The sequence below is a fragment of the Pseudomonas sp. TNT2022 ID642 genome (assembly GCF_028656995.1).
Classification (GTDB): Bacteria; Pseudomonadota; Gammaproteobacteria; order Pseudomonadales; family Pseudomonadaceae; genus Aquipseudomonas.
Genome location: NZ_JAMDGW010000001.1, coordinates 632,657 through 654,030 on the forward strand (window position 1 = coordinate 632,657; position 21,374 = coordinate 654,030).

19 protein-coding genes and 1 tRNA gene are annotated in these 21,374 nt (G+C 58.6%); 15 read left to right on the forward strand and 5 right to left on the reverse strand.

The window, feature by feature from the left end:
• Positions 1-106 precede the first annotated feature (106 nt).
• Together M5G26_RS02920 and M5G26_RS02925 are read right to left on the reverse strand one after the other, a co-directional pair.
• Positions 107-580: a peroxiredoxin gene (locus M5G26_RS02920; RefSeq protein WP_038358361.1), complete on the reverse strand. Its 474-nt coding sequence runs from the start codon at positions 578-580 to the stop codon at positions 107-109.
• Positions 581-590: 10 nt separating this feature from the next.
• The gene (locus M5G26_RS02925; RefSeq protein ID WP_053118073.1) at positions 591-1,151 is read right to left on the reverse strand and encodes a glycine cleavage system protein R; all 561 of its coding nucleotides are present in this window, start codon (positions 1,149-1,151) and stop codon (positions 591-593) included.
• A 330-nt stretch (positions 1,152-1,481) separates the two neighbouring features.
• On the opposite strand from M5G26_RS02925, the gene dapA reads away from it, so the two are divergent.
• From dapA to M5G26_RS02955, 6 genes are all read left to right on the forward strand, one after another.
• Positions 1,482-2,360 carry a 4-hydroxy-tetrahydrodipicolinate synthase gene (gene dapA, locus M5G26_RS02930; protein WP_038358365.1) on the forward strand — a complete coding sequence of 293 codons (879 nt, stop codon included), beginning with the start codon at positions 1,482-1,484 and terminating at the stop codon, positions 2,358-2,360.
• Between the two features lie 17 nt (positions 2,361-2,377).
• The gene (gene bamC / locus M5G26_RS02935; protein WP_273914400.1) at positions 2,378-3,493 is read left to right on the forward strand and encodes an outer membrane protein assembly factor BamC; all 1,116 of its coding nucleotides are present in this window, start codon (positions 2,378-2,380) and stop codon (positions 3,491-3,493) included.
• Positions 3,494-3,499: 6 nt separating this feature from the next.
• On the forward strand, positions 3,500-4,261 hold the full coding sequence (locus M5G26_RS02940; protein WP_007911390.1) for an MBL fold metallo-hydrolase: 762 nt from the start codon (positions 3,500-3,502) through the stop codon (positions 4,259-4,261).
• A 28-nt stretch (positions 4,262-4,289) separates the two neighbouring features.
• Positions 4,290-5,003: a phosphoribosylaminoimidazolesuccinocarboxamide synthase gene (gene purC / locus M5G26_RS02945; protein ID WP_007911389.1), complete on the forward strand. Its 714-nt coding sequence runs from the start codon at positions 4,290-4,292 to the stop codon at positions 5,001-5,003.
• A gap of 83 nt (positions 5,004-5,086) precedes the next feature.
• Positions 5,087-5,176: transfer RNA gene (locus tag M5G26_RS02950), tRNA-Ser, on the forward strand.
• A gap of 384 nt (positions 5,177-5,560) precedes the next feature.
• The gene (locus tag M5G26_RS02955) at positions 5,561-9,061 is read left to right on the forward strand and encodes a glycosyltransferase (protein WP_273914401.1); all 3,501 of its coding nucleotides are present in this window, start codon (positions 5,561-5,563) and stop codon (positions 9,059-9,061) included.
• 116 nt (positions 9,062-9,177) lie between these two features.
• Here the strand turns inward: M5G26_RS02955 and M5G26_RS02960 are convergent, their stop codons facing one another.
• On the reverse strand, positions 9,178-9,369 hold the full coding sequence (locus M5G26_RS02960; protein ID WP_016984684.1) for a YegP family protein: 192 nt from the start codon (positions 9,367-9,369) through the stop codon (positions 9,178-9,180).
• Between the two features lie 276 nt (positions 9,370-9,645).
• On the opposite strand from M5G26_RS02960, the gene M5G26_RS02965 reads away from it, so the two are divergent.
• From M5G26_RS02965 to M5G26_RS02990, 6 genes are all read left to right on the forward strand, one after another.
• A complete protein-coding gene (locus M5G26_RS02965; RefSeq protein WP_134177657.1) occupies positions 9,646-10,611 on the forward strand; it encodes a glycosyltransferase family 2 protein in 966 nt (321 codons plus the stop codon).
• A 3-nt stretch (positions 10,612-10,614) separates the two neighbouring features.
• Positions 10,615-11,325 carry a class I SAM-dependent methyltransferase gene (locus M5G26_RS02970; protein WP_273914402.1) on the forward strand — a complete coding sequence of 237 codons (711 nt, stop codon included), beginning with the start codon at positions 10,615-10,617 and terminating at the stop codon, positions 11,323-11,325.
• Entirely contained in the window at positions 11,322-11,708 is a 387-nt protein-coding gene (locus M5G26_RS02975; protein WP_095113770.1) for a GtrA family protein, read from the forward strand. The genes M5G26_RS02970 and M5G26_RS02975 overlap by 4 nt, the downstream gene beginning before the upstream one ends.
• Positions 11,705-13,801, forward strand: a complete 2,097-nt coding sequence (locus tag M5G26_RS02980) for a DUF6311 domain-containing protein (RefSeq protein ID WP_273914403.1) — start codon at positions 11,705-11,707, stop codon at positions 13,799-13,801. The genes M5G26_RS02975 and M5G26_RS02980 overlap by 4 nt, the downstream gene beginning before the upstream one ends.
• Positions 13,802-13,874: 73 nt before the next feature.
• Positions 13,875-14,795 carry a LysR substrate-binding domain-containing protein gene (locus M5G26_RS02985; protein ID WP_007911372.1) on the forward strand — a complete coding sequence of 307 codons (921 nt, stop codon included), beginning with the start codon at positions 13,875-13,877 and terminating at the stop codon, positions 14,793-14,795.
• Positions 14,796-14,959: 164 nt separating this feature from the next.
• The gene (locus M5G26_RS02990) at positions 14,960-15,325 is read left to right on the forward strand and encodes a 5-carboxymethyl-2-hydroxymuconate Delta-isomerase (protein WP_007911370.1); all 366 of its coding nucleotides are present in this window, start codon (positions 14,960-14,962) and stop codon (positions 15,323-15,325) included.
• A 3-nt stretch (positions 15,326-15,328) separates the two neighbouring features.
• Here the strand turns inward: M5G26_RS02990 and M5G26_RS02995 are convergent, their stop codons facing one another.
• The gene (locus M5G26_RS02995; RefSeq protein WP_134177661.1) at positions 15,329-16,264 is read right to left on the reverse strand and encodes a LysR family transcriptional regulator; all 936 of its coding nucleotides are present in this window, start codon (positions 16,262-16,264) and stop codon (positions 15,329-15,331) included.
• A gap of 176 nt (positions 16,265-16,440) precedes the next feature.
• A complete protein-coding gene (locus tag M5G26_RS03000; RefSeq protein WP_273914404.1) occupies positions 16,441-17,634 on the reverse strand; it encodes a cyanate transporter in 1,194 nt (397 codons plus the stop codon).
• A gap of 406 nt (positions 17,635-18,040) precedes the next feature.
• Between M5G26_RS03000 and M5G26_RS03005 the strand changes: the two genes are divergently transcribed.
• From M5G26_RS03005 to M5G26_RS03015, 3 genes are all read left to right on the forward strand, one after another.
• Positions 18,041-19,690, forward strand: coding sequence for a phosphoethanolamine transferase (locus M5G26_RS03005; protein WP_150692109.1), 1,650 nt, complete (start codon positions 18,041-18,043; stop codon positions 19,688-19,690).
• A 228-nt stretch (positions 19,691-19,918) separates the two neighbouring features.
• Positions 19,919-21,052, forward strand: coding sequence for a ribonuclease D (rnd, locus tag M5G26_RS03010; protein ID WP_077571546.1), 1,134 nt, complete (start codon positions 19,919-19,921; stop codon positions 21,050-21,052).
• Complete coding sequence (locus M5G26_RS03015) at positions 21,049-21,342, forward strand: YcgL domain-containing protein (protein WP_134177665.1); 294 nt, start codon at positions 21,049-21,051, stop codon at positions 21,340-21,342. The genes rnd and M5G26_RS03015 overlap by 4 nt, the downstream gene beginning before the upstream one ends.
• The last annotated feature ends 32 nt before the right edge of the window (positions 21,343-21,374 follow it).

Consider the following 21,374-nt stretch of genomic DNA (forward strand, 5'->3'; position numbering starts at 1 on the left):
AGGCCTCATCGCTGGCAAGCCAGCTCCCCACAGGGTTTTCGGTGCACACAAAACCTGTGGGAGCTGGCTTGCCTGCGATGGCGTCAGAGAAGACGCCAGAGAAACATCAGGCCTTGTTCAAATTCTGCGCAGCAGCCAGAACAGCATCTACATGCCCCGGCACTTTCACACCACGCCATTCCTGGCGCAGCACACCGTCCTTATCAATCAGGAAGGTGCTGCGATCAACGCCCAGGTATTCCTTGCCATACAGCTTCTTCAACTTGATCACGTCGAACAACTGGCAAACGGCTTCATCCTTGTCGCTGATCAGCTCGAACGGAAACTCCTGCTTGCACTTGAAGTTCTCGTGGGACTTCAGGCTGTCGCGAGAGATACCGAAAATCTCGGTATTGGCAGCCTTGAACGCGGCGTACTGGTCACGAAAGCCCTGGCCTTCGGTGGTGCAACCCGGGGTGCTGTCCTTCGGGTAAAAGTAGATCACCACTTGTTTGCCCTTCAGGGCGGACAGGCTGACGGTCTGCCCGCTGGTGGCAGGTGCTTCGAAATCGGCAACCGGTTGGTCGATGACAACAGCCATGAAAGCTTCCTTACATTGGGTTCTGTGGGCGCCAAGGCTCGATCAGTGCGTCCAGGTTCATCGCGTCGGAGAAATCGAGGAACTGGTCGCGCAGCCAGCTGATCTGGGTGCCGGCCGGCAAGGTCACGGTGAATGTGGCGTTGAGCATGGTGCCGCCGGTCTGTGGCGCCTGATAGGTGTCGCAGGTCAGGTTTTCCAGCTCGACATTGTGATCCATGAAGAACTGGCACAGCTCATTGATAATGTCCGGGCGATACGCCGAGCTGACATAAGCCACATACGGCAGGGCTTGCGGACGGTTCTCCAACGGCGCGCTGCGCACCACGTTGGCGGTGAAAGCGTGTTTCTTCGCCAGGCTCGGCAGACTGCCTTCGAGGCGGGCGAGGGCGTCCCAACTGCCGGTGATCTCGAGGATCAATGCGCTGCACTCGCCGTGGCGAGTCAGGCGCGAAGTAACCACGGCGCAGCGATTTTCATGGCTGGCGCGGCACAGGACGTTAGTCAGCTCCATGGGGTTGGCGCCGAGGGCACTGATGACAAGGAATTGTTCGCGAACTGTGGGGGTGGACATGCAGCATTCCTAAAGCGATGAGCGGTCGGTAGGTTTACGGGCGTTGGCTGCCGGGGAGTGCCTGTTCTGGCTGTCCTTACAAAGAGACCCGGCCAGCGCTCGCGGATCGCTCCACTATAGCGGGAGCGCGTCTATGCGACGCAGGAACGGGGTCTGGGAGGCCGTAAAGGGAGGCTGGAACCCGGCGTACAAGCTGATCAGTACCGATCAAAGTCTGAAGGGTAGCGAAAAGCGGCGCCAAGGGGAATGGCGGCAGCGCAGTACTTCGCTTGTGCAAGCATCTTGGCGCCAGTACCATTACCGCTCTCTTTTTCCGGCAGGAGCGGTTTCATGATTGCGGGCAGTATGGTGGCACTGGTCACTCCCATGGATGCACAAGGGCGTCTTGACTGGGACAGCCTCAGCAAACTCGTGGACTTCCATCTCAAGAACGGCACCCATGCCATTGTCGCCGTCGGTACTACCGGCGAGTCGGCAACCCTTGATGTAGAAGAACACATCGCCGTCATCAAAGCCGTGGTCAAACAGGTTGGCGGGCGCATCCCGGTCATCGCCGGCACTGGCGCCAACTCGACCCGTGAAGCCGTCGAGCTGACCCGCAACGCCAAAGAAGCCGGCGCCGATGCCTGCCTGCTGGTTGTTCCGTACTACAACAAGCCGACTCAGGAAGGCTTGTACCAGCACTTCAAGCACATCGCTGAAGCGGTCGACATTCCACAGATTCTCTACAACGTTCCGGGCCGCACGTCGTGCGACATGCAGGCCGAGACTGTGATTCGCCTGTCCACCGTGCCGAACATCATCGGTATCAAGGAAGCCACTGGCGACCTGAAACGTGCCAAAGCGATCATTGATGGCGTGAGCAAGGACTTCATCGTGCTGTCTGGCGATGATCCGACCGCGGTCGAACTGATCCTGCTGGGTGGCAAAGGCAACATCTCCGTTACTGCCAACGTCGCTCCACGCGAAATGGCCGACCTGTGCGAGGCCGCGCTCAAAGGCGACGCCGACACCGCACGGGCGATCAACGAAAAACTGATGCCACTGCACAAAGACCTGTTCATCGAAGCCAACCCGATTCCGGTGAAGTGGGCTTTGGTAGAAATGGGCCTGATGCACGAAGGCATCCGCCTGCCACTGACCTGGCTGAGCACACCTTGTCATGAAACGCTGCGCTCGGCCCTGCGCCAGTGCAGCGTCCTGGTTTAATTGAGGAAGTACAACGCATGAAGCGAATGGCCGGACTTTCCGCACTTGCCTTGATTATCTCCAGCACCAGTGGCTGCGGATGGGTCTGGGGCCCGGAAGGTTATTTCCGTGACCGTGGTAGCGATTACCTGGAAGCGCAACAGACTGCACCGATGCAACTGCCGCCGGAAGTCAGCACTTCCAAACGTCTGGATCCGCTGCTGCCGATCCCGCGTAACGTCGCTGATGACACCGCCAAGGGCGAATACATTGTTCCGCGTCCTCAGCCGCTGTCGGCCGTTGCCGATGCCAGCGATTACTCGCTGCAGAAGAGCGGTGATTCGCGTTGGGTCGTGGCCCAGCACCCACCGGCCGAAGTCTGGCCAGTGGCTGTGCAGTTCTTCCAGGACAACGGTTTCCGTCTGGATGAACAGCGCCCGCAAACCGGCGAATTCACCACCACCTGGCAGCATTCCGACGAACTGTCCGCGTCCATGGCCAAGCGCCTGAGCGCAGCCGGTATCGCCAACGACAGCGAAACCCGCGTGCGTGTGCGTATCGAGCCGGGCGTGCAGCGCAACACCAGTGAAATCTACGTGGTCAGCGCCGAGCGTCCTGCCGGCAGCACGGCCGACGTCGCCTTCACCAACCGTTCGGTCAACACTGGCCTGGACGCAGCGCTGGTCGACGACATGCTTGCGAGCATGAGCCGGATCTCCGAGAAGGGCGGTTCGGTGTCGATGCTGGCCTCGCGTGATTTCGATACCCCGAGCCGTGTCAGCCTCAGCGAAGACGGCAGCGGTAACCCGGTGTTGAACGTCGGTACCGACCTGGACCGTGCCTGGTCGAGCGTTGGCCGTGCACTGGAACAAGGCGAATGGCGCGTTGAAGACATCAACCGCAGCCTGGGCCTGTACTACATCAACCTGGCCGAAAAAGCCGAGAAGAAAGACGACAAGCCTGGTTTCTTCAGCAGCCTGTTCGGCAGTGCGCCGAGCAAGGAAGAAGTTGAAGCCCGTGCCGAGCGTTATCAGGTTCGCCTGAGCAAGGTTGGCGAGAACATTCAGGTGACCGTCGAGAAAAACATCAACACTGTCGCGCCGGCTGAAGTGGCACGCAAAGTGTTGAGCGTGATTCAGGACAACCTGGGCTGATCAACCATGCGTTTTGCCGTTCTCGGCAGCGGTAGCCAAGGGAACGGCACGCTGATCGCCAGTGCTGATACGTATGTGCTGGTGGATTGTGGTTTTTCCCTGCGGGAAACCGAAAAACGCCTGTTGCGCCTGGGTGTGAACCCGGCGCAACTGAGCGCGATACTCGTAACCCACGAACATGCCGACCACGTGCATGGCGTGGGTTTGCTGTCTCGGCGCTACAATCTACCGGTCTACCTCAGTCGCGGCACACTGCGCGGGATGCGCAAACCGATTGAACCCGCAGGCTTTCTGGCCGGCGGCGAGCAACTGCAGATCGGCGCACTGAACATCGGGGTCATTGCCGTGGCCCATGATGCGCAGGAACCGACCCAGTATGTCTTCAGTGATCACGAGCAGCGGCGTTTCGGCCTGCTGACCGACCTGGGGTCCTACTGCGAGCGGGTGCTGGACGGTTATCGGGACCTCGATGCGTTGATGATCGAGTCCAACCATTGTCGCGACATGCTGGCCCGTGGTCATTACCCGTACTTTCTCAAGCAGCGGGTGGGCGGCGAGCTGGGACATTTGAACAACCATCAGGCGGCATTCCTGGTGTCGGAGTTGGGCTGGCAAGGTCTGCAACACCTGGTTCTGGCCCATCTGAGCAGCAAGAACAACCTGCCGCAGCTGGCCCGGCAATGTTTTGTCGACACCCTCGGGTGCGACCCGGACTGGCTGCAACTGGCCGATCAAGATTCAGGGCTCGACTGGCGCCACATCGCCTAGCCCACCTACTTAGCAAGCGGAGCCCATCATGGAAAAACGTGAAGAACTCTACCGCGGCAAAGCCAAATCGGTTTACAAGACCGACGACGCTGACCGCTTGATCCTGCTGTTTCGCAACGACACCTCGGCGTTCGACGGCAAGCGCATCGAGCAGCTCGACCGCAAAGGCATGGTCAACAACAAGTTCAACGCCTTCATCATGCAGAAGCTCGAAGCGGCCGGCGTACCGACCCAATTCGACAAACTGCTGGCCGACAATGAAGTCCTGGTGAAGAAACTCGACATGATCCCGGTCGAGTGCGTCGTGCGTAACTACGCTGCTGGCAGCCTGGTCAAGCGTCTGGGCGTCGAAGAAGGCCTGAAGCTCAACCCTTACACCTTCGAACTGTTCCTGAAGGACGACGCCAAGGGCGACCCGTTCATCAACGAATCCCACGTCGTGGCATTCGGTTGGGGCACCGCCGAGCAACTGGTTCGCATGAAAGAACTGTCGCTCAAGGTCAACGAAGTCCTGACCAAGCTGTTCGACGACGCCGGCCTGCTGCTGGTCGACTTCAAGCTTGAGTTCGGCGTGTTCAGCGACGGCTCGATCGTCCTCGGCGACGAGTTCAGCCCGGACGGCTGCCGTCTGTGGGACAAGGACACCAAGAAGAAGATGGACAAAGACCGCTTCCGTCAGGGCCTCGGTGACGTTATCGAAGCCTACGAAGAAGTCGCCAATCGTCTGGGCGTACCGCTTTAACCGACGCAAGCATCTGATAGCACGAAGAAAATTTCGAAAGAGGGTTTGCTTTCGGTAAAAGTGTTGTTATGATGCGCGCCGTTGGAGAGATGCCAGAGTGGCCGAATGGGACGGATTCGAAATCCGTTGTACCTTCACCGGTACCTAGGGTTCGAATCCCTATCTCTCCGCCATTACATAGAAAAAGCCCCGTAGATGAAAATCTACGGGGCTTTTTCGTTTCTGCGAATCCAGTATTCGTGGCGATAGCAAAGGCGCTAAAGCGCGTCCTGCATGGTGAGGTGGTCGGCAGAGAGGCAATTTAAGTAAACACAGCCTCTGCCGACATTAGAGATGCGACGCTCACAGGACTCGCCGACCCATTTAAAGCCGCGTTCGCAGAGTAGGGGGCCGTCATTATTGGCCAGCGATCAGCCGCCAGATCACACTTGTCGTCGTTTATCCTCTGTCCAGCCATGAGGCCAGCGCTCTCACCAAAGTGAATACTTGCTCAGCTCGGCCGTGAAAAGCGCATCCAGCGAGTTCCAGCCTCGCTCCCTATTTGAATTGGTTTGAATATGATAATTCCACCATCAGCCCAAGGTGCTCACCGCGTTTCTGAACGTCAGTCCGTCAAGTCAGGCAGCAGCGCCGCACCCCACGTCGAAGAGTGCGAAGTACTGGTAGCGCAGCCGCCAGTATTCGAGGATGGCGAGCCGCCAGTCGGCGTGGTTATCCATGCGTCTTACCCCGAAGTGCTGCAAGACATCCTGCGCCGTTTGATTAAACTACCTGAACGCCTGCATCTCTACGTAACCTGCGTAGCCGGTCGAGACGATGAGATCTGTGCTCAGCTGACGGCCAGCAGATTGAGTTTTTCGCTATTCCGGGTGCCGAACCACGGCAGGGACGTTTTGCCGTTTCTGCGGATGCTGCCGTTCCTGCGTGCCGATAATATCCGCACGCTGGTCAAGCTGCACACCAACCGTTCGCTGCACTTGGGCGGGGAGAGCGACTGGGGCGTTGAACTATTCGATGATCTGCTGGGCCCGGTACGATTCAGTCGAGCGCTGGAACACCTTGCCGACCCGGTGCACGTTCCAATGCTGGGTCCCCAGCGATACCGGCTGCCAGTCACCCGATTCCTCAGCGAAAGCGATGGCGCGTTGCTTGTCGTTTTGGCCGAGCGTGGCGGCATTGATCCGCAAGGCATCAACGAAGCCGATTATTTTGCCGGCACCATGTTCTTTGCGCGCACTGAAGTGTTTGCTCCACTGGAGCGGATGCAGCTCAAGGGCAACGATTTCGAAGCGGAAAGCGGCCAGCTCGACGGCACCCTCGCACACACGTTGGAGCGATTTTTCGGCGTTTTGGCGAATGTGGGCCGCGAGCAGCGCAATATCGACCTTTATCAGCGCTGGCTGGCGAGTCGACAACTGGCTGCCGTCGAAGTCGAAGGTTTACCCGCGCGACTGGCGAACTGGCCGCGACAACCGGATGTGTTGTTGGTGTTGACCGACACTGCAGGTGACATCGGGTTGTTGCGTTCCAGCCTGGCAAGCATCGATCGTCAGCTTTACCAGGCGGCGGCCATCGTGGTGCTCTCTAACGTCGAACCTGTTGGCGTGACGCCGGCCGACAATCTGGTCTGGCTACCGCTGGCCGAATCCTGGCCGAGCCAGCTCAATGAGCTGTTGCAGGAGATCGAGGTTGACTGGTGGTACCTGTTACGGGGCGGAGACGAACTTGATCCACACGCGCTGCTTTTGCTCGCCGAAGGCATCGCGCTCAATCCCGGTGTCAGCGCTTGCTACAGCGATGAAGACTCACTGACCGCTGAAGGCTGCCAGAATCCGGTATTCAAACCGGATTTGAATCTGGATATGTTGCGCAGTTATCCGTATGTCGGCCGCGCGCTGTCCTTCAGTCGCGAGGCTGCACTGGCGGCTGACGGCTTTGATCCCGCCTTCAGCGAACTGGCGCCCCATGATTTGCTTTTTCGGCTGATTGAAAATCATGGTCTGGGGACTGTCGGGCACCTCGCGGATGTGCTGGTGCATCAGACCATCAATTTCCCTCAGTGGCTCGGTGAACCACAGGTCATCGTGAACTCGGCAGCCATCGTCGGGGCGCACTTGCAGCGCCTGGGCGTCGCTCATGAGCTGCAGGCTGGACCTTTGCCAATGGCTAACCGCGTGGTCTACCAACATGCGGGGCAGCCGCTGGTCTCGATCCTTATTCCCACCAAGGACTGCCTGCCGATGCTGCTGCGCTGCATCGAAAGCATCATGGAGAAAACCAGCTACACGAATTACGAACTGATCATCGTCGACAACAACAGCGAAACCACCGAAGCCCGGGAATGGTTCAACGGTATGGAGCTGTTGAACAATCCCAAAGTGCGCATCCTGCGATATCCACACCCGTTCAACTATTCGGCGATCAATAATTTTGCCGCCAGCCATGCCCGCGGCGATTACCTGGTGCTGCTCAACAATGACACGGCGATCATCGATGGCGACTGGCTTGGGGCGCTGCTCCATCACGCCCAGCGGCCAGAAGTCGGGGTAGTGGGCGCCAAACTGTTGTTCCTCGACGGGACTGTTCAGCATGCAGGCGTGGTACTCGGGTTGCGTGGCGTTGCAGACCACCCGTTTATCGGCGATTCAATGCATTCCAACGGCTACCTTCACCGTTTGCATCTTGATCAGAACTACAGCGCGGTCACCGCCGCTTGCCTGATGATCAGCACCGAGCTGTACCAGCAAGTGGGTGGAATGGACGAGGTCGGCCTGGCCGTTTCCTTTAACGATGTGGATCTGTGCCTGAAAGTCGGCCAGGCTGGACGGCTGATTGTCTGGACGCCTTATGCGCTGCTCGTTCATGAGGCCAGTGTGAGCCAGAACAACGTCGACACGACCAAGGAAGAAGCCAAACGCAAACGGTTCAAGGGCGAACAGTCGGTGATGTACCAGCGTTGGCTTGCGCAAATCGCCAACGATCCGGCCTACAACCGCAACCTGACTCTGGAGGGCAGTGGCTTCTCCTCCAAATACCGCACCGATACTGACTGGCACCCGTTTGCCAGTCGTGAGTTGCCTCACGTGCTGTGTCACCCCCTCGACTCTTTCGGCAGCGGACACTACCGCGTGCGTCAGCCTTTCGCTGCCCTGAAAGCCGCGCAGCTGATCGGCGGAACGGTGAGCGACGAGGGACTGCAACCGACCGAACTGGAGCGCATTGCGCCGGACACGATCATTTTCCAGGGGCAGCACACAACGCCTCATCTGGAGTACATGCAGGACACCAAGGCATTCTCCAGGGCGTTCAAGGTTTACGAGCTCGATGACTATATTCTTGACGTGCCCGCTGGCAATTTGAACCACGAACTGCTTCCCAAAGACATCACCAAACGCTTGAAGAGTGCCGTAGGGCTGTGCGATCGGTTGGTGGTGTCGACCGAGCCGCTGGCCAATGCGCTGAAGGGGTTCAACGCCGACATCCGGGTGGTGGAAAACCGTCTGCCCAGCCATTGGTGGAGCGACCTGACCAGCCAGCGCCAGCAAGGCCGCAAACCTCGGGTTGGCTGGGCCGGCGGCTCGAGTCACAGCGCCGACCTGCAAGTCATTGCCGAAGTGGTTCGTGCGCTGGAAGGGGAAGTTGAATGGGTGTTCATGGGGATGTGCCCACCCGCGCTACGTCCCTATGTCCATGAGTTCCATAGGGGGGTAAGCATCGAAAAATACCCGCAAAGACTGGCCGGCCTGAATCTGGACCTGGCTTTGGCACCGCTGAAAGACAACTTTTTCAACGCCTGCAAAAGCAATTTGCGCTTGTTGGAATATGGCGCCTGTGGTTTCCCCGTGATCTGCTCGGATATCGTTTGTTATCGGGGTGACTTTCCGGTGACGAGGGTCAGGAACCGTTCGCAAGACTGGATTGCCGCGATTCGCGAACATCTGGCTGAATCCGATGCCAGCGCCAAGGCTGGAGAGGCCCTGCGCAGCGTCGTACTCGATCACTGGATGCTCAAGGACGAACATCTGTTGGCGTGGCGAAACGCCTGGCTGGCGGACTGAACGAGAAGCCTGCGTTGCGCGCTGCTTCTTCAAGGTCTTTCGATACTGACCCGAAAAAAGCCTCACAGCCTTAAAACTGTGGGGCTTTTCCATTTCCGCAGGGTCGTGCAGAGCAGTTAAATCTCCTTGACCGGCGTCTCCCCCTGCACAGCCTTGATCAACCCGATCACATGCAGGCAATCCGCCTTGTTCACATAAGACTCGCCACTGGCGATGGTCTCGTGGTTGCCCGCCCTCAGTCTCCAGCGCCACTGCCCTTTGCCAGTGCTCGGGGTGCCTCTGGATTGCCTGTAAATCTCGAAATACATTCAGTTCGCTCCATGCGATTCATTGTGCGACAGCCTGTGTGGCGCATGCTCGCAAGCCTAGCGCAGAGGGTTTTTTTGGCTATCGGACATTTGTTTCCAATCGTTCGCGGATGTTTCTGAAGGGCGCGGACTAGAGCGTGTGGATAGACCTCTGGATTGGCCAATATGACGCCGTCTGCGCCTTGCAACGCTGTCGACGCTGCTGCTTAATACGGGACGGCTCATGGCGTCGAATATCCTTCGACGACCGACAAACACTATAAGAAGAGCACTCCTTTGACTGAGCACGGAACGCAACAGGCCGGGCAGGTGACGTTATCGCTGGTGGTCCCCGTTTTTAACGAGGAGGACAGCCTCGACACGTTTCTGCGGCGCATCAATGAAGTCTTTCAGCCACAGGTGTCGATCGATCTTGAGCTGGTGTTCGTCAACGATGGCAGCACCGATGCCACGCTCGAACGCCTGCTCGAACATCAGCGCCAGGATGTGCGCCTGCGTATCGTCGACCTGAGCCGCAACTTCGGCAAAGAAGCGGCATTGTCCGCCGGTTTGCAGATCGCGACCGGGCAGATCGTGGTGCCGATCGATGCCGACCTGCAGGACCCGCCCGAGGTCATTCTGCAGATGATCGAACGCTGGCGAGAAGGCTTTGAAGTGGTGCTCGGTCACCGCATCAGCCGTCGCAGCGATACCTGGGCCAAGCAGACGTCGGCCCATTGGTTCTACCGCCTGCACAACAAGATCGCCGAACAGCCTTTGCCCGAGAACGTCGGCGATTTTCGTCTGATGGATCGCTGCGTGGTCGATGCGTTGCTGACCTTGCCCGAATCCCGGCGCTTCATGAAGGGCCTGTTCGCCTGGGTCGGTTTTCGCACCACCCATGTCGATTATGAGCGCCCCGAGCGCGTGGCGGGGCAGAGCAAGTTCAACGGCTGGCGCCTATGGAATTTCGCGTTGGAGGGCATCACCAGTTTCAGCACCGAGCCGTTGCGGATCTGGACCTATGTAGGTGCGTTGGTGTCGTTCGTGTCTTTTGCCTTCGCCATTTTCATTGTTTTGCGTACGTTGATTCACGGTGTCGACATGCCCGGTTATGCCTCGCTGATGGTGGCTGTAACCTTTCTCGGCGGACTGCAACTGATTGGCATCGGGGTGCTCGGTGAGTACCTGGGCCGCACGTATATCGAATCCAAACGCCGGCCGGTTTTTCTGGTGCGTCGCGTCTACGACCCCAAGGACTGATACATGGATCTCAAGGAAACCGACATCCTCGGCGACAGCATCGGCGAGCATTGGTATTACTGCTCGAAAGCTGCAGCCACCACACTGTTGCTCGGTGAGGCGCCGATCACACGCATCCTCGATGTCGGCGCTGGCTCGGGGTTCTTCTCCCACCATTTGCTGACGCATACCAATGCACGGGAAGCGTGGTGCGTGGATATCAGCTATCCCGCCGACTCCAGCAGCACCACTGCCGGCAAACCAGTGCACTACCGTCGCGGGGTCGACACCCTCGATGCCGATCTGGTGCTGTTGATGGACGTGCTGGAGCATGTCGATGACGACCTCGGTTTGCTCAAGATGTACGTTGATAAAGTGCCATCGGGTAGCCGATTTCTGATGACAGTCCCGGCGTTCCAGTTCTTGTGGAGCGGTCACGACGACTTTCTCGAACACAAGCGCCGTTACACCCTGGCGCAGTTCGAAACCCTGGCGCGCGATGCCGGTTTGACGGTGCAGCGTGGCGCTTATTATTTCGGCGCGGTGTTCCCGATTGCGGCGGCGTTGCGCTTGTTGCCGCAAGGCGCGCAAGCCCAACCGCCGCGCTCGCAGCTCAAGCGCCATCATCCACTGGTGAACGGTGTTCTCAAGACCTTGTGCCGCCTCGAACTGCCGTTGCTGGGCATGAATCGCCTGGCCGGGTTGAGCGTGTTCGTGCTGGCTCAAAAACCGTGACCTCGGCGCAAAAATCAGCATTGATCCAGCGTGGTGTGCGCTTTGCCGTGACCGGGCTGTTTGTCACCGCGCTGCATGCGCTGGTGGCGGTGCTGTTCATCAATTTCATCGCCGCACAACCGCCGCTAGCCAACGGCGTCGCGTTTGCGGTGGCGACGGTGGTGTCCTATGTGATCAACACCACCTGGAGTTTTTCTGCGCGTTTGCACGGACGAACCCTGCTGCGGTTCCTGCTGGTCTCCGTGGGCGGCTTTTTCCTGGCGATGTTCGTTGCCTGGGCGGCGCAGATCGCCGGGCTGCACTATCTGCTGGGCATCGTCGCGGTGGCGCTGACGATTCCAGCGTTCACCTTTGTCTTGCACAATTTCTGGACGTATCGATGAAGGATTCACGCAACCATCCGGCGCTGGGCCTGTTGCCTTTGCTGCTCGGCGTTCTGGCCTTTTTCTGCGTGATCGGGCCACAAGCGCTGGATCCGCAAAACATTGCCTGGCTGGAGCAGGGCGATCCGGCGACGCACTATCTGGGTTGGGAATATTTCCGGCACTCGCCCTGGACCTTTCCGCTCGGACTTAACCCGTTTTATGGGCTGGAGTTGGGCAGTTCGATCATTTTTTCCGACTCCAATCCGCTGCTGGCGCTGCTGTTCAAACCGTTCAATGCGTGGTTGCCAGCGACGTTCCAGTATTTCGGTCTGTGGCTGCTGGCGTGTTTCGTTCTGCAAGCCTGGTTCGGCTGGAAACTGTTGGGGCTGATGACGGGCAATCCGCTGATTCGCCTGCTGGGCACCGGTTTGCTGGTATTTTCGCCGCCGATGTTCCTGCGCATGGGCGGGCACCTTTCCCTGTCCGGGCATTTTCTGATTCTGGCGGCGTTGTACCTGGCGTTGCTGCCGAACCTGTATCGACGTCGTCTGGCCTGGGGCGCGCTGCTGGCGGTGACGGCGATGGTGCATGCCTACCTGTTGGCGATGGTGGCGCTGATCTGGGTGGCGGATCTGCTCGGCAAGACTTTCAGCCAACAATTGACCCGGCGCCAGGGTCTGCTCGAAGGCGTTTTGCTCTTTGCCGTGGTGAGTGTGTGTTGTTGGCAGGCCGGTTACTTCGCGATTGCCGACGGCACGAAATCCGGCGGTTTCGGTTTGTACCGGATGAACCTGTTGTCGCCACTCGATCCGGCGGGCTGGTCGTTGATTTTGCCGGACTTGCCGAAAGCCAGCGGCGATTACGAAGGTTTCAACTATCCGGGCCTGGGCGTGCTATTGCTGGTGCCGCTAGCGCTGATTGCCTGGTTGAGAAACCGCCAGCCGCTGAAGGATGAAATTTTCGCTCGGCCCTGGTTGTTGCTGGCGCTGACCGGTCTGTGGCTGTTCGCGCTATCAAACCAGATCGGTGTTGGCGCGCACACGTTCAGTTACCCGCTGCCGAAAGTCGCCAGTAACCTGGCGAATATCTTTCGCGCCTCGGGGCGGATGTTCTGGCCCGTGTTGTATGCGCTGATCCTGATGGTGATGTTCCTGCTGGTGCGCGGTTATCGGCCACGCATCGTCGTCGCGCTGCTGGCGCTGGCGTTGACGATGCAGGTCGTCGATACGCGCAACGGCTGGATGGGCTTGCGCAACGGCAAGATGATGACGCCGTCCGCAGAATGGCCAACGCCGATGCGTGATCCGTTCTGGGCGAGTGCGGCGGCGCATTACCCGAACGTGCGCAGTCTGATGCCGCAGAATCAGTCCGAACGCTGGCAAGTGATTGCCGATTTCGCCGCGAGCCACGGCCTGAAAACCGACGCTGTTTATCTGGGGCGGATGAGTTCCAAAGCGTTGGAGCAGGCGCGGCAAAAAGCGCAGCACATGCTTGAGTCAGGGCAGTACGACGCCGACTCGTTGTACATCCTCGACGATACCGTGCTGGCCGATGCCGCCCAAAGCGTCAACAGTGAAACGGATCTGCTGACCCGAGTGGATGGCCTGGTGGTGCTGGCACCGGGCTGGAAGCGTTGTTCGCGGTGTCTGAGCATGCCGGATGAAGGACGGCGGATGTCGCTGCTGGCATTGATGCGCCCCGGTCAGACGCTGATCTTCAACTACTCCGCCCGGCAGTTGGTCAGCGGCTGGTCGACCCCGGAAAACTGGGGCACATGGTCGGCGGGGCAGCAGGCGCAGGTCGACTTGCGGGTGACACCCGAGGCGCGCTCGATTGCGCTGGAGGTCATGGCATTCGTTTTGCCGCAACACCCGACGCAGCGAGTGATTGTCAGTCTGAATGGCGAGCAGGTGCTGAGCACGCGGCTGGTGCAACATCAGGATAATCATCTGGAGATCCCGATCAGTCCTGCGATCCGTCAGCATCTGGCTGACAATGATCGCCTGACGATCGAGCTGCAATTGCCCGACGCCATCAGCCCGGAACAATTGGGCATCAATGACGATTCACGGGTCATGGGGCTTGGCTTGAAGCGCTTGACGGTGAACTGACAAGCCGTGGCGATGGACGCCGGGGCCCCGGCCTTTCTACACTGCCGGTATTCCGGGGGGCAGGGGGCAATGGATGAACCGCAATGAACTTCGCAAGGCCGATATCAACCTGATGGTGGTGTTCGAGACCTTGATGCTCGAACGCAACGTGACCCGCGCGGCCGAGAAGCTGTTTCTCGGCCAGCCGACCATCAGCTCGGCGCTCAATCGTTTGCGCACGATGCTCAACGATCCGCTGTTCATCCGCGTCGGTCATCGCATGGAACCGACGGCCCGTGCCGAAGATATTTTCCGCCATCTCAAGCCGGCGCTGGATTCACTGTCGGTCGCGCTGAGCCTGACCCGCGATTTCGACCCGGCTGTGAGCACCATGACTTTTCGCATCGGCCTGTCCGATGATGTCGAGTTCGGCCTGCTGCCACCACTGCTGCGCGCGTTGCGTCAGGAAGCGCCGAACGTGGTGTTTGTGGTGCAACACGTCGATTACTGGCGGATTCCCGATCTGCTCGCGGCGGGCGATATCACGGTCGGCATCAGCCAGACCCGAGGCCTGCCGGCCAATGCCAAGCGCAAACTGCTGCGGCATATTCAGCCGAGCATCCTGCGTGCCGACGCCAGCGATACGCCGCTGACGCTGGATGAATATTGCGCACGTCCGCATGTGCTGGTTTCGCACACGGCCAACGTCAGTGGTTTCGCCGATGAGTGGCTGGCCGAACTCGGTCGTACTCGCCAGGTGGTGCTGTCGGTGCCGCAATACAGCGCATTGCCGGCGCTGCTGGCCGGCACAGACCTGATTGCCAGTCTGCCGGATTACACGGCGGCAGCCATGGCCACTTCCGGATTGCTGTTCAAGGAACCGTTTCCGTTCAAGACGCCGACGCTGGATTTGTCGATGGTCTGGCTCAGCCATGTCGACAGCGATCCGGCGGAGCGCTGGTTGCGTTCGCGGCTGGAGCAATTCATGAGTGAACGACCACTGACCCCATCCTGAGCCACAACACCGTGTAGGAGCTGCGGTACGCTGCGATCTTTTGATCTTCAAATCTCAAGATCAAAAGATCGCAGCCTCGTTTCACTCGACAGCTCCTACAGGGATTAGTGATGAGTGCATGTGCTATATGTACGACCTTTCTGCCAACTCACCGGGGATCTGCAATGCCACACCTGCACATGGAATACACCGCCAACCTGCCGCAGTTGAACGCCGACGTCGCGTTGATCCGCCTCAACAACACGCTGGTGGGCTCCGGTCAGTTCGCGGCGGAGTTCGATATCAAAAGTCGTGCGGTCAAAGTCGAGACCTTCAAGGTCGGTACCGCCATGGCCGAACGCGCCTTCGTCTATGTGAAGCTGGCGCTGCTCAGCGGGCGTTCGCCGCAGATCAAGAAGCAGTTGTCAGAAAGCCTGTTGGCGGTCTTGCAGGACCTGTGCGAATGGCCGGCCGGCGTCGAAGTGCAGCTGTGTGTTGAGCTGGTCGACATGGATCGCGAGTCCTACAGCAAAACCGCGATTGGTGTATAGGACTCAGGCCGCTTCGAGTTCACTGCACACCTTGACCACCTGCTCGCGCAACCACAGGTTGGCGCTGTCCTGATCAACGCTCTGGCTCCACTGCATGTCGAGGGTGAAGCCCGGCAAGCCGTTTGGCGCCTCGCAGTGATTGAACACCGCCTCGTTGGTCAGCAAACGCTGGATACGGCGGGGCAGGGTGAGGATGAAGTCGGTTCCGGTGATCATTTTCAATGCCGCGCTGTAGCTGTTCGAGCGCGCGACGATCTGGCGCTTCTGCGCCTGCCGTGCCAGCCAGCCATCGACCATGTTGGTGGTCGACGTCCATGGCGTCGGGAACACATGCCGGCGCTCGGTAAAGGCCTGCAGGCTCAGGCGCGGTTCCAGGGGCGTGGCACGTTTGTCGAAGACGCAGACCAGATCATCTTCCAGCAGCATCCGTGATTTCAGGTCGGTGTGATGGCGGTGGAAGTTGGGGCCGAAGCTGATCACCAGATCGAGGCTGCCGTCGCGCAACTCATCCGCCGGGACGTCGGTCTCGAACTTGTGCATGTTGACCATCACCGGCAAATCATCGAAATCGAAACGCTTGAGCAGGCGCGGCAGAATCAGTTGCTCGAAGTATTCCGGGGCGCAGATGTTGAAGGTGACGGCTTGCCGGGTCGGGTCGAACGCAGGGGCGCCGGCGTGGCACAGGTTGATGCTTTCGAGGATTTTCTGCACATGGCCGTACATGGTGCTGGCCTTGTAGGTCGGACGCATGCCGGTGCGGGTGTTGATAAACAGTTCGTCTTCGAAACTGGTGCGCAGTTTTTTCAAACAGTAACTGACGGTGGACTGGCTGACGAACAGGGTTTCTGACACATCGGTGACGCTGCTCTGCTCATAAACGGCGATAAACACCATGAGATCCTGCATGTCGAGCTTTCGAAGCAAGTTACTGTTCAGCATCCGTACTGTCTCGCTGTGCTTCTTGCGCTGAATCCGCGCAAACGTGTGCGAACGATCGTAGCGGAACGATGGTGCCAGGAGAAACCCCTGTAGGACATTTCACGGTCAGTTGTGGGACAGAAAGTTTTAGTAACACGACGTTAACAATTAAACCGCACAAAGATGGCCAGAGGCCTCTAGCTCGATGCGGGAAAGTGTCGAGCGTAATGTTGAGGATTGAAGCGCCAGACCATCAGCAACATCACCGCCATCACAGCCGTCAGCGACCACCAGGCCCATTCGAAGCTGCCGAGTCGGTCGCGGATCACACCGGCCAATAGCGGCGAAAGGCCGGCGATCAGGTAGCCGATGCCCTGCACGAAGGCGGTCAGGCCACCAGCGCGTTGCGGGTTTTCGAGGTGATCGAGCGAGACGATCAGGCTCATCGGAAACAAACCACCAATACCCAACCCCAACAGGCACGGCCACAGCAGGCTGAACTGTTGCGGGCTGAGGATCAGGCCGCAAAAACCGGCGATGATCAGCGTCAGTAACGCCATCAGAATCACGCGGCGATCCCGGCTGCGATTGGCGATAGCGGGAACCACCAGACCGGAAATCACCTCCATGGCTGTCAGAAAACCTAACAGCAGCCCGGCGTTTTGTTCACTCCAGCCTTTTTCCACGTAGTACGGCGCGAGCCAGGCGAGAACGCAGGTGTAGGACGCTGTCCCCAAACCAAAGAACAAGGCCAGTAACCAGGCGCGGGAATTGGCAAAGAACCACTGCTTCCTCGCTGTCGTCGGTACTGTTGAGGTCAGCTGGCCGCGCTGCGACCACCAGAGTAGAAACGCCAGTAATGCCAGGACTGCCCAGATGGCCAAACCGCTGCGCCAGCTCCCGGTCTGCACCAGCACCAACGGGGCAAACGAGGCCGCAATCGCTGCGCCGCCCATGATCGAGGTGACGTACAAGCCCATGCACACAGCGACGTTGTCGGCGAAGCGTGACTTGATCAGCGCCGGCATCAACGCCTGAATCAGTGCAATGCCGATGCCGGCCAGCACGGCGCTGGCGATCAGTTCGGCTGCTGATTCGATAAATAGCCGCGACAGCGTCGCCAGGCCAATGATCAGCAACGACAGCAACACCGTCCGTTGTTCACCCAGCCGCTGACTGATACCGAGACCGAAAAACATCGCCAGTCCCATCGCCATTACTGGCAGCATGGTCAGCAGTGAAGCGGCACTGAAGCTCAGCGGGATGTCACCGCGAATGGCCGACAGTAAGGGGCCGACCGCCGCCATCGACGGACGCAAATTGAGCGCGACGAGAATGATGGCGAACATCAACCAGACAGCGGGGCGAGCGGTGGCGCGGAGGTTTTCCATCATCGGACCTTTGAGCGGGGCAGACGATTAGGCGCGGAACCGCTTGTGCCGGGCAAACCAGAAAATCCACAGCCCCTTTTAAAAATCAAATACCGATCCCTGTAGGAGCTGTCGAGTGCAACGAGGCTGCGATCTTTTGATCTGGCTTTCAAAATCAAGATCAAATGATCGCAGCCTGCGGCAGCTCCTACAGGGACCGCATTGTCTGCTGAATAAAAGCTGAACCATTCTCAAATACTTCACAAGTTTCATCGCATTGCCAACAGCCAACTAATCGTTGGCGTCTTTTTCACAAAAAATTGATGCTTGCCTGCTTAAAGTTTGTCATGCCTTAGTTGATGAAATTTTCACAAATGATTTTCTCATCAGCGCCCGAGGCTGTTCTTTTCAGGAATTGCCCCCTTCTATGTTGAAGTTAAAAGCCGTGCGCCCGGAATGGGTGACGTTGATTGCCAGCGCCTTTCTTTTAATCGGCTGCAATGTTGTCCTCTGGCAGCACCTGTTCGAGATCACCGCCGCCGATGGCAAGGGCATCGCCATGCGCGTGGCGTTCGGGGTGATGATCCTGGCGGCATTCAACATCGTGCTGACGGTTCTGGCTTTTCGTCCGCTGCTCAAACCGCTGTTGACGCTGATATTCCTGATCAGCGCCGGGGTGGCTTACTTTATGAGTCAATATGGCGTCATGATTGACGCCGGCATGTTTCGCAACTTTGCCGAAACCAATGCAACGGAAGTGCGTGATCTGCTCTCGTTGAAGTTGTTTGCTTATATTCTTTTGCTCGGTGTGTTGCCCTCCTGGTTGTTGTGGAAGTTGCCGATTGATTATCGTCGCTGGCACCGTGAGTTGTTCAGTAAAGTTATTGTCAGTGTCACCTCGGCAGCGGTAATTGGCGGCGTAGCCCTGGCTAACTATCAGGGCCTTTCCTCACTGTTTCGCAACCATCACGAAATTCGCCTGATGCTGGTGCCCAGCAACTACATCGGCGCGTCGGCCGGTTACCTGCGTGAGCAAGTGGTCTCGGCGCAGCAGCCATTCATCAAGATCGGCGAGGATGCGCAGCGTAATCCGCAAGTGAAGCTTCAGCCGCGTAAATCCCTGACCGTGTTAGTCGTGGGCGAAAGCGCTCGGGCGGAGAACTTCGGCATCCTCGGTTATGACCGCGACACCACGCCGGAACTGGACAAGGAAGCCGGGCTGATCGCCTTTACCGACGTACACTCGTGCGGCACTGAAACCGCTGTTTCAGTCCCGTGCATGTTCTCCAATATGGGCCGCAAGGATTACGACGCGAGCAAAGCGAAGAATGAAGAAGGCCTGCTCGATGTGCTCAAGCGTGCCGGTATCGACGTGATCTGGCGCGACAACCAGTCTGGCTGCAAGGGCACTTGTGATCGGGTTACCTTGCAGGATGTCAGCAATCTGAAAGATCCGGCGCTGTGCGCCAACAGTGAATGCCGTGACGAAATCCTCCTGCAGGGTTTGCAAAGCTTTATCGATCATCTGGACAAAGACACGGTGTTGGTCCTGCACCAGATGGGCAGTCACGGCCCGGAATACTTCAAGCGTTATCCAAAGGAATACGAGCACTTCACTCCGGTGTGTGAAAGTAACGCGCTGAACAACTGCAGCCGTGAAAGTATCGTCAACGGCTACGACAACACGCTGGTATATACCGATCATGTGCTGTCGAGCCTGATCGATGTGTTGCGCAGCAATCAGGACAAAGTCGATACCGCGATGTTGTATCTGTCGGACCACGGCGAGTCGCTGGGCGAGTACAACCTGTTTCTGCACGGTACGCCTTACATGCTGGCGCCGGAGCAACAAAAGCATGTAGCGATGCTGGCGTGGTTCTCCGATAACTATCAGAAGGCTTATTCGGTCGACACCCATTGCCTGCAGATGAGCCGCGATAAACCGCTGAGCCAGGACAACCTGTTCCACTCGATGCTTGGCTTGCTGGAAGTGAAGAGTGCGGTCTATCAGCCGGATCTGGATATGTTCGCCGGATGCCGTGGCGCGGTGATCGACGGCGTTTTGGCCAAAGACTGAAACCCTTCACCTGTAGGAACTGCCGAAGGCTGTGATCTTTTGATTTTGCTTTCAGGAGCAAAAGATCGCAGCCTTCGGCAACTCCTACGCATAGCAGGCCTTTCGGCTTGCTCTGTCAGACTATTCTTGCCCTTTGGCAGGACATTTCGTTACAGCTCTTGCCCTTCGCAGGCGCGTAAATCGCCAGTGGCGATATATACTGCGCGCCATTCTTCAAGGGAGAGCCGTGTGGCCATCGATATTCACTGGATTCGCGACAACGAAAGCCTCGCGCAGTTTTGCGCCGAGTGGCAGCAGCTGCCGTTCGTTGCCCTCGACACCGAATTCATGCGGGTCGACACCTTCTACCCGATTGCCGGCCTGCTGCAGGTGGGCGACGGCAAACGCGCCTACCTGATCGATCCGCTGACCATCAATGCCTGGCAACCGCTGGCCGCGTTGCTGGAAAACCCGGCAGTGCTCAAAGTCCTGCATGCGTGTAGCGAAGACCTCGAAGTGCTGTTGCGCCTGACCGGCAGCCTGCCGGCGCCGATGTTCGACACGCAACTGGCCGCCGCTTACCTGAACCTCGGTTTCTCGATGGGCTATTCGCGGCTGGTGCAGGAAGTGCTCGGCATCGAACTGCCGAAGGGCGAGACTCGCTCCGATTGGTTGCAGCGTCCGTTGTCCGACACGCAAATCAGCTACGCCGCCGAAGATGCCGTGCATCTGGCGGAGGTATTCGTACAGCTGCGGCCGAAACTGTCTGACGACAAATTTGCCTGGGTATTGGAGGACGGCGCCGAACTGGTCGCCAACCTGCGCCGCGAAACCGACCCTTACGAGGTTTACCGCGAAGCCAAACTGGCGTGGAAACTCTCGCGTGCGCAACTGGCGGTACTGCGCGAGTTGTGCGCCTGGCGCGAAAAAGAAGCGCGCGCCCGCGATCTGCCGCGCAACCGCATCGTCCGCGAGCATTCGCTGTGGCCGCTGGCCCGCACGCAACCGGACAACCTCGCGGCGCTGGGCAAGATCGAAGACATGCACCCGCGTACCGTGCGTCAGGACGGCCAATTTCTGCTTGATCTGATCAAGCGCTCTGGCAGTGTGGGGCCTGATCAATGGCCGCCCGCCGTAGCGGAACCATTGCCGATCGAAGCCGCTGCGTTGATCAAACAACTGCGCGCACTGGGCCAGGCTGAGGCCGAGCGTCTGGGCATCGCCCCGGAACTGATGCTGCGCAAGAAAACCCTCGAAGCCCTGGTCAAAAGCGGCTACCCCGAGGGTCCTTACCAATTGCCTGAGTCGTTGCGTGGCTGGCGCCGCGAACTCATGGGTCAGAAGCTGCTCGACAGCCTGGCCACCGCCGGAGAACAGCCTTGAAACGTATTTGCTCTATTTACCAAAGCTCGAAGCGCAAGGGCATGTATCTCTATGTGCTCAAGAGCGATGAGCTGGAACGCGTGCCCGAGGCCCTGATGGCGGCTTTCGGCAAAGCCATATTTACCTTCAGTCTGGTGTTGACGCCTGAGCGCAAACTGGCCAGCGAGGACATCGTCGTGGTCCTGGAAAACCTCGAAAAGCAGGGCTATCACCTGCAAATGCCGCCCGCCGAGGACGAGTACATCGAGCACTTGCCCGAAGAGTTGCTGCGCCGCAACGATCCGGTCTGATCTGCGCGGCTCTGTTCTGAGTCTCGGTTTAC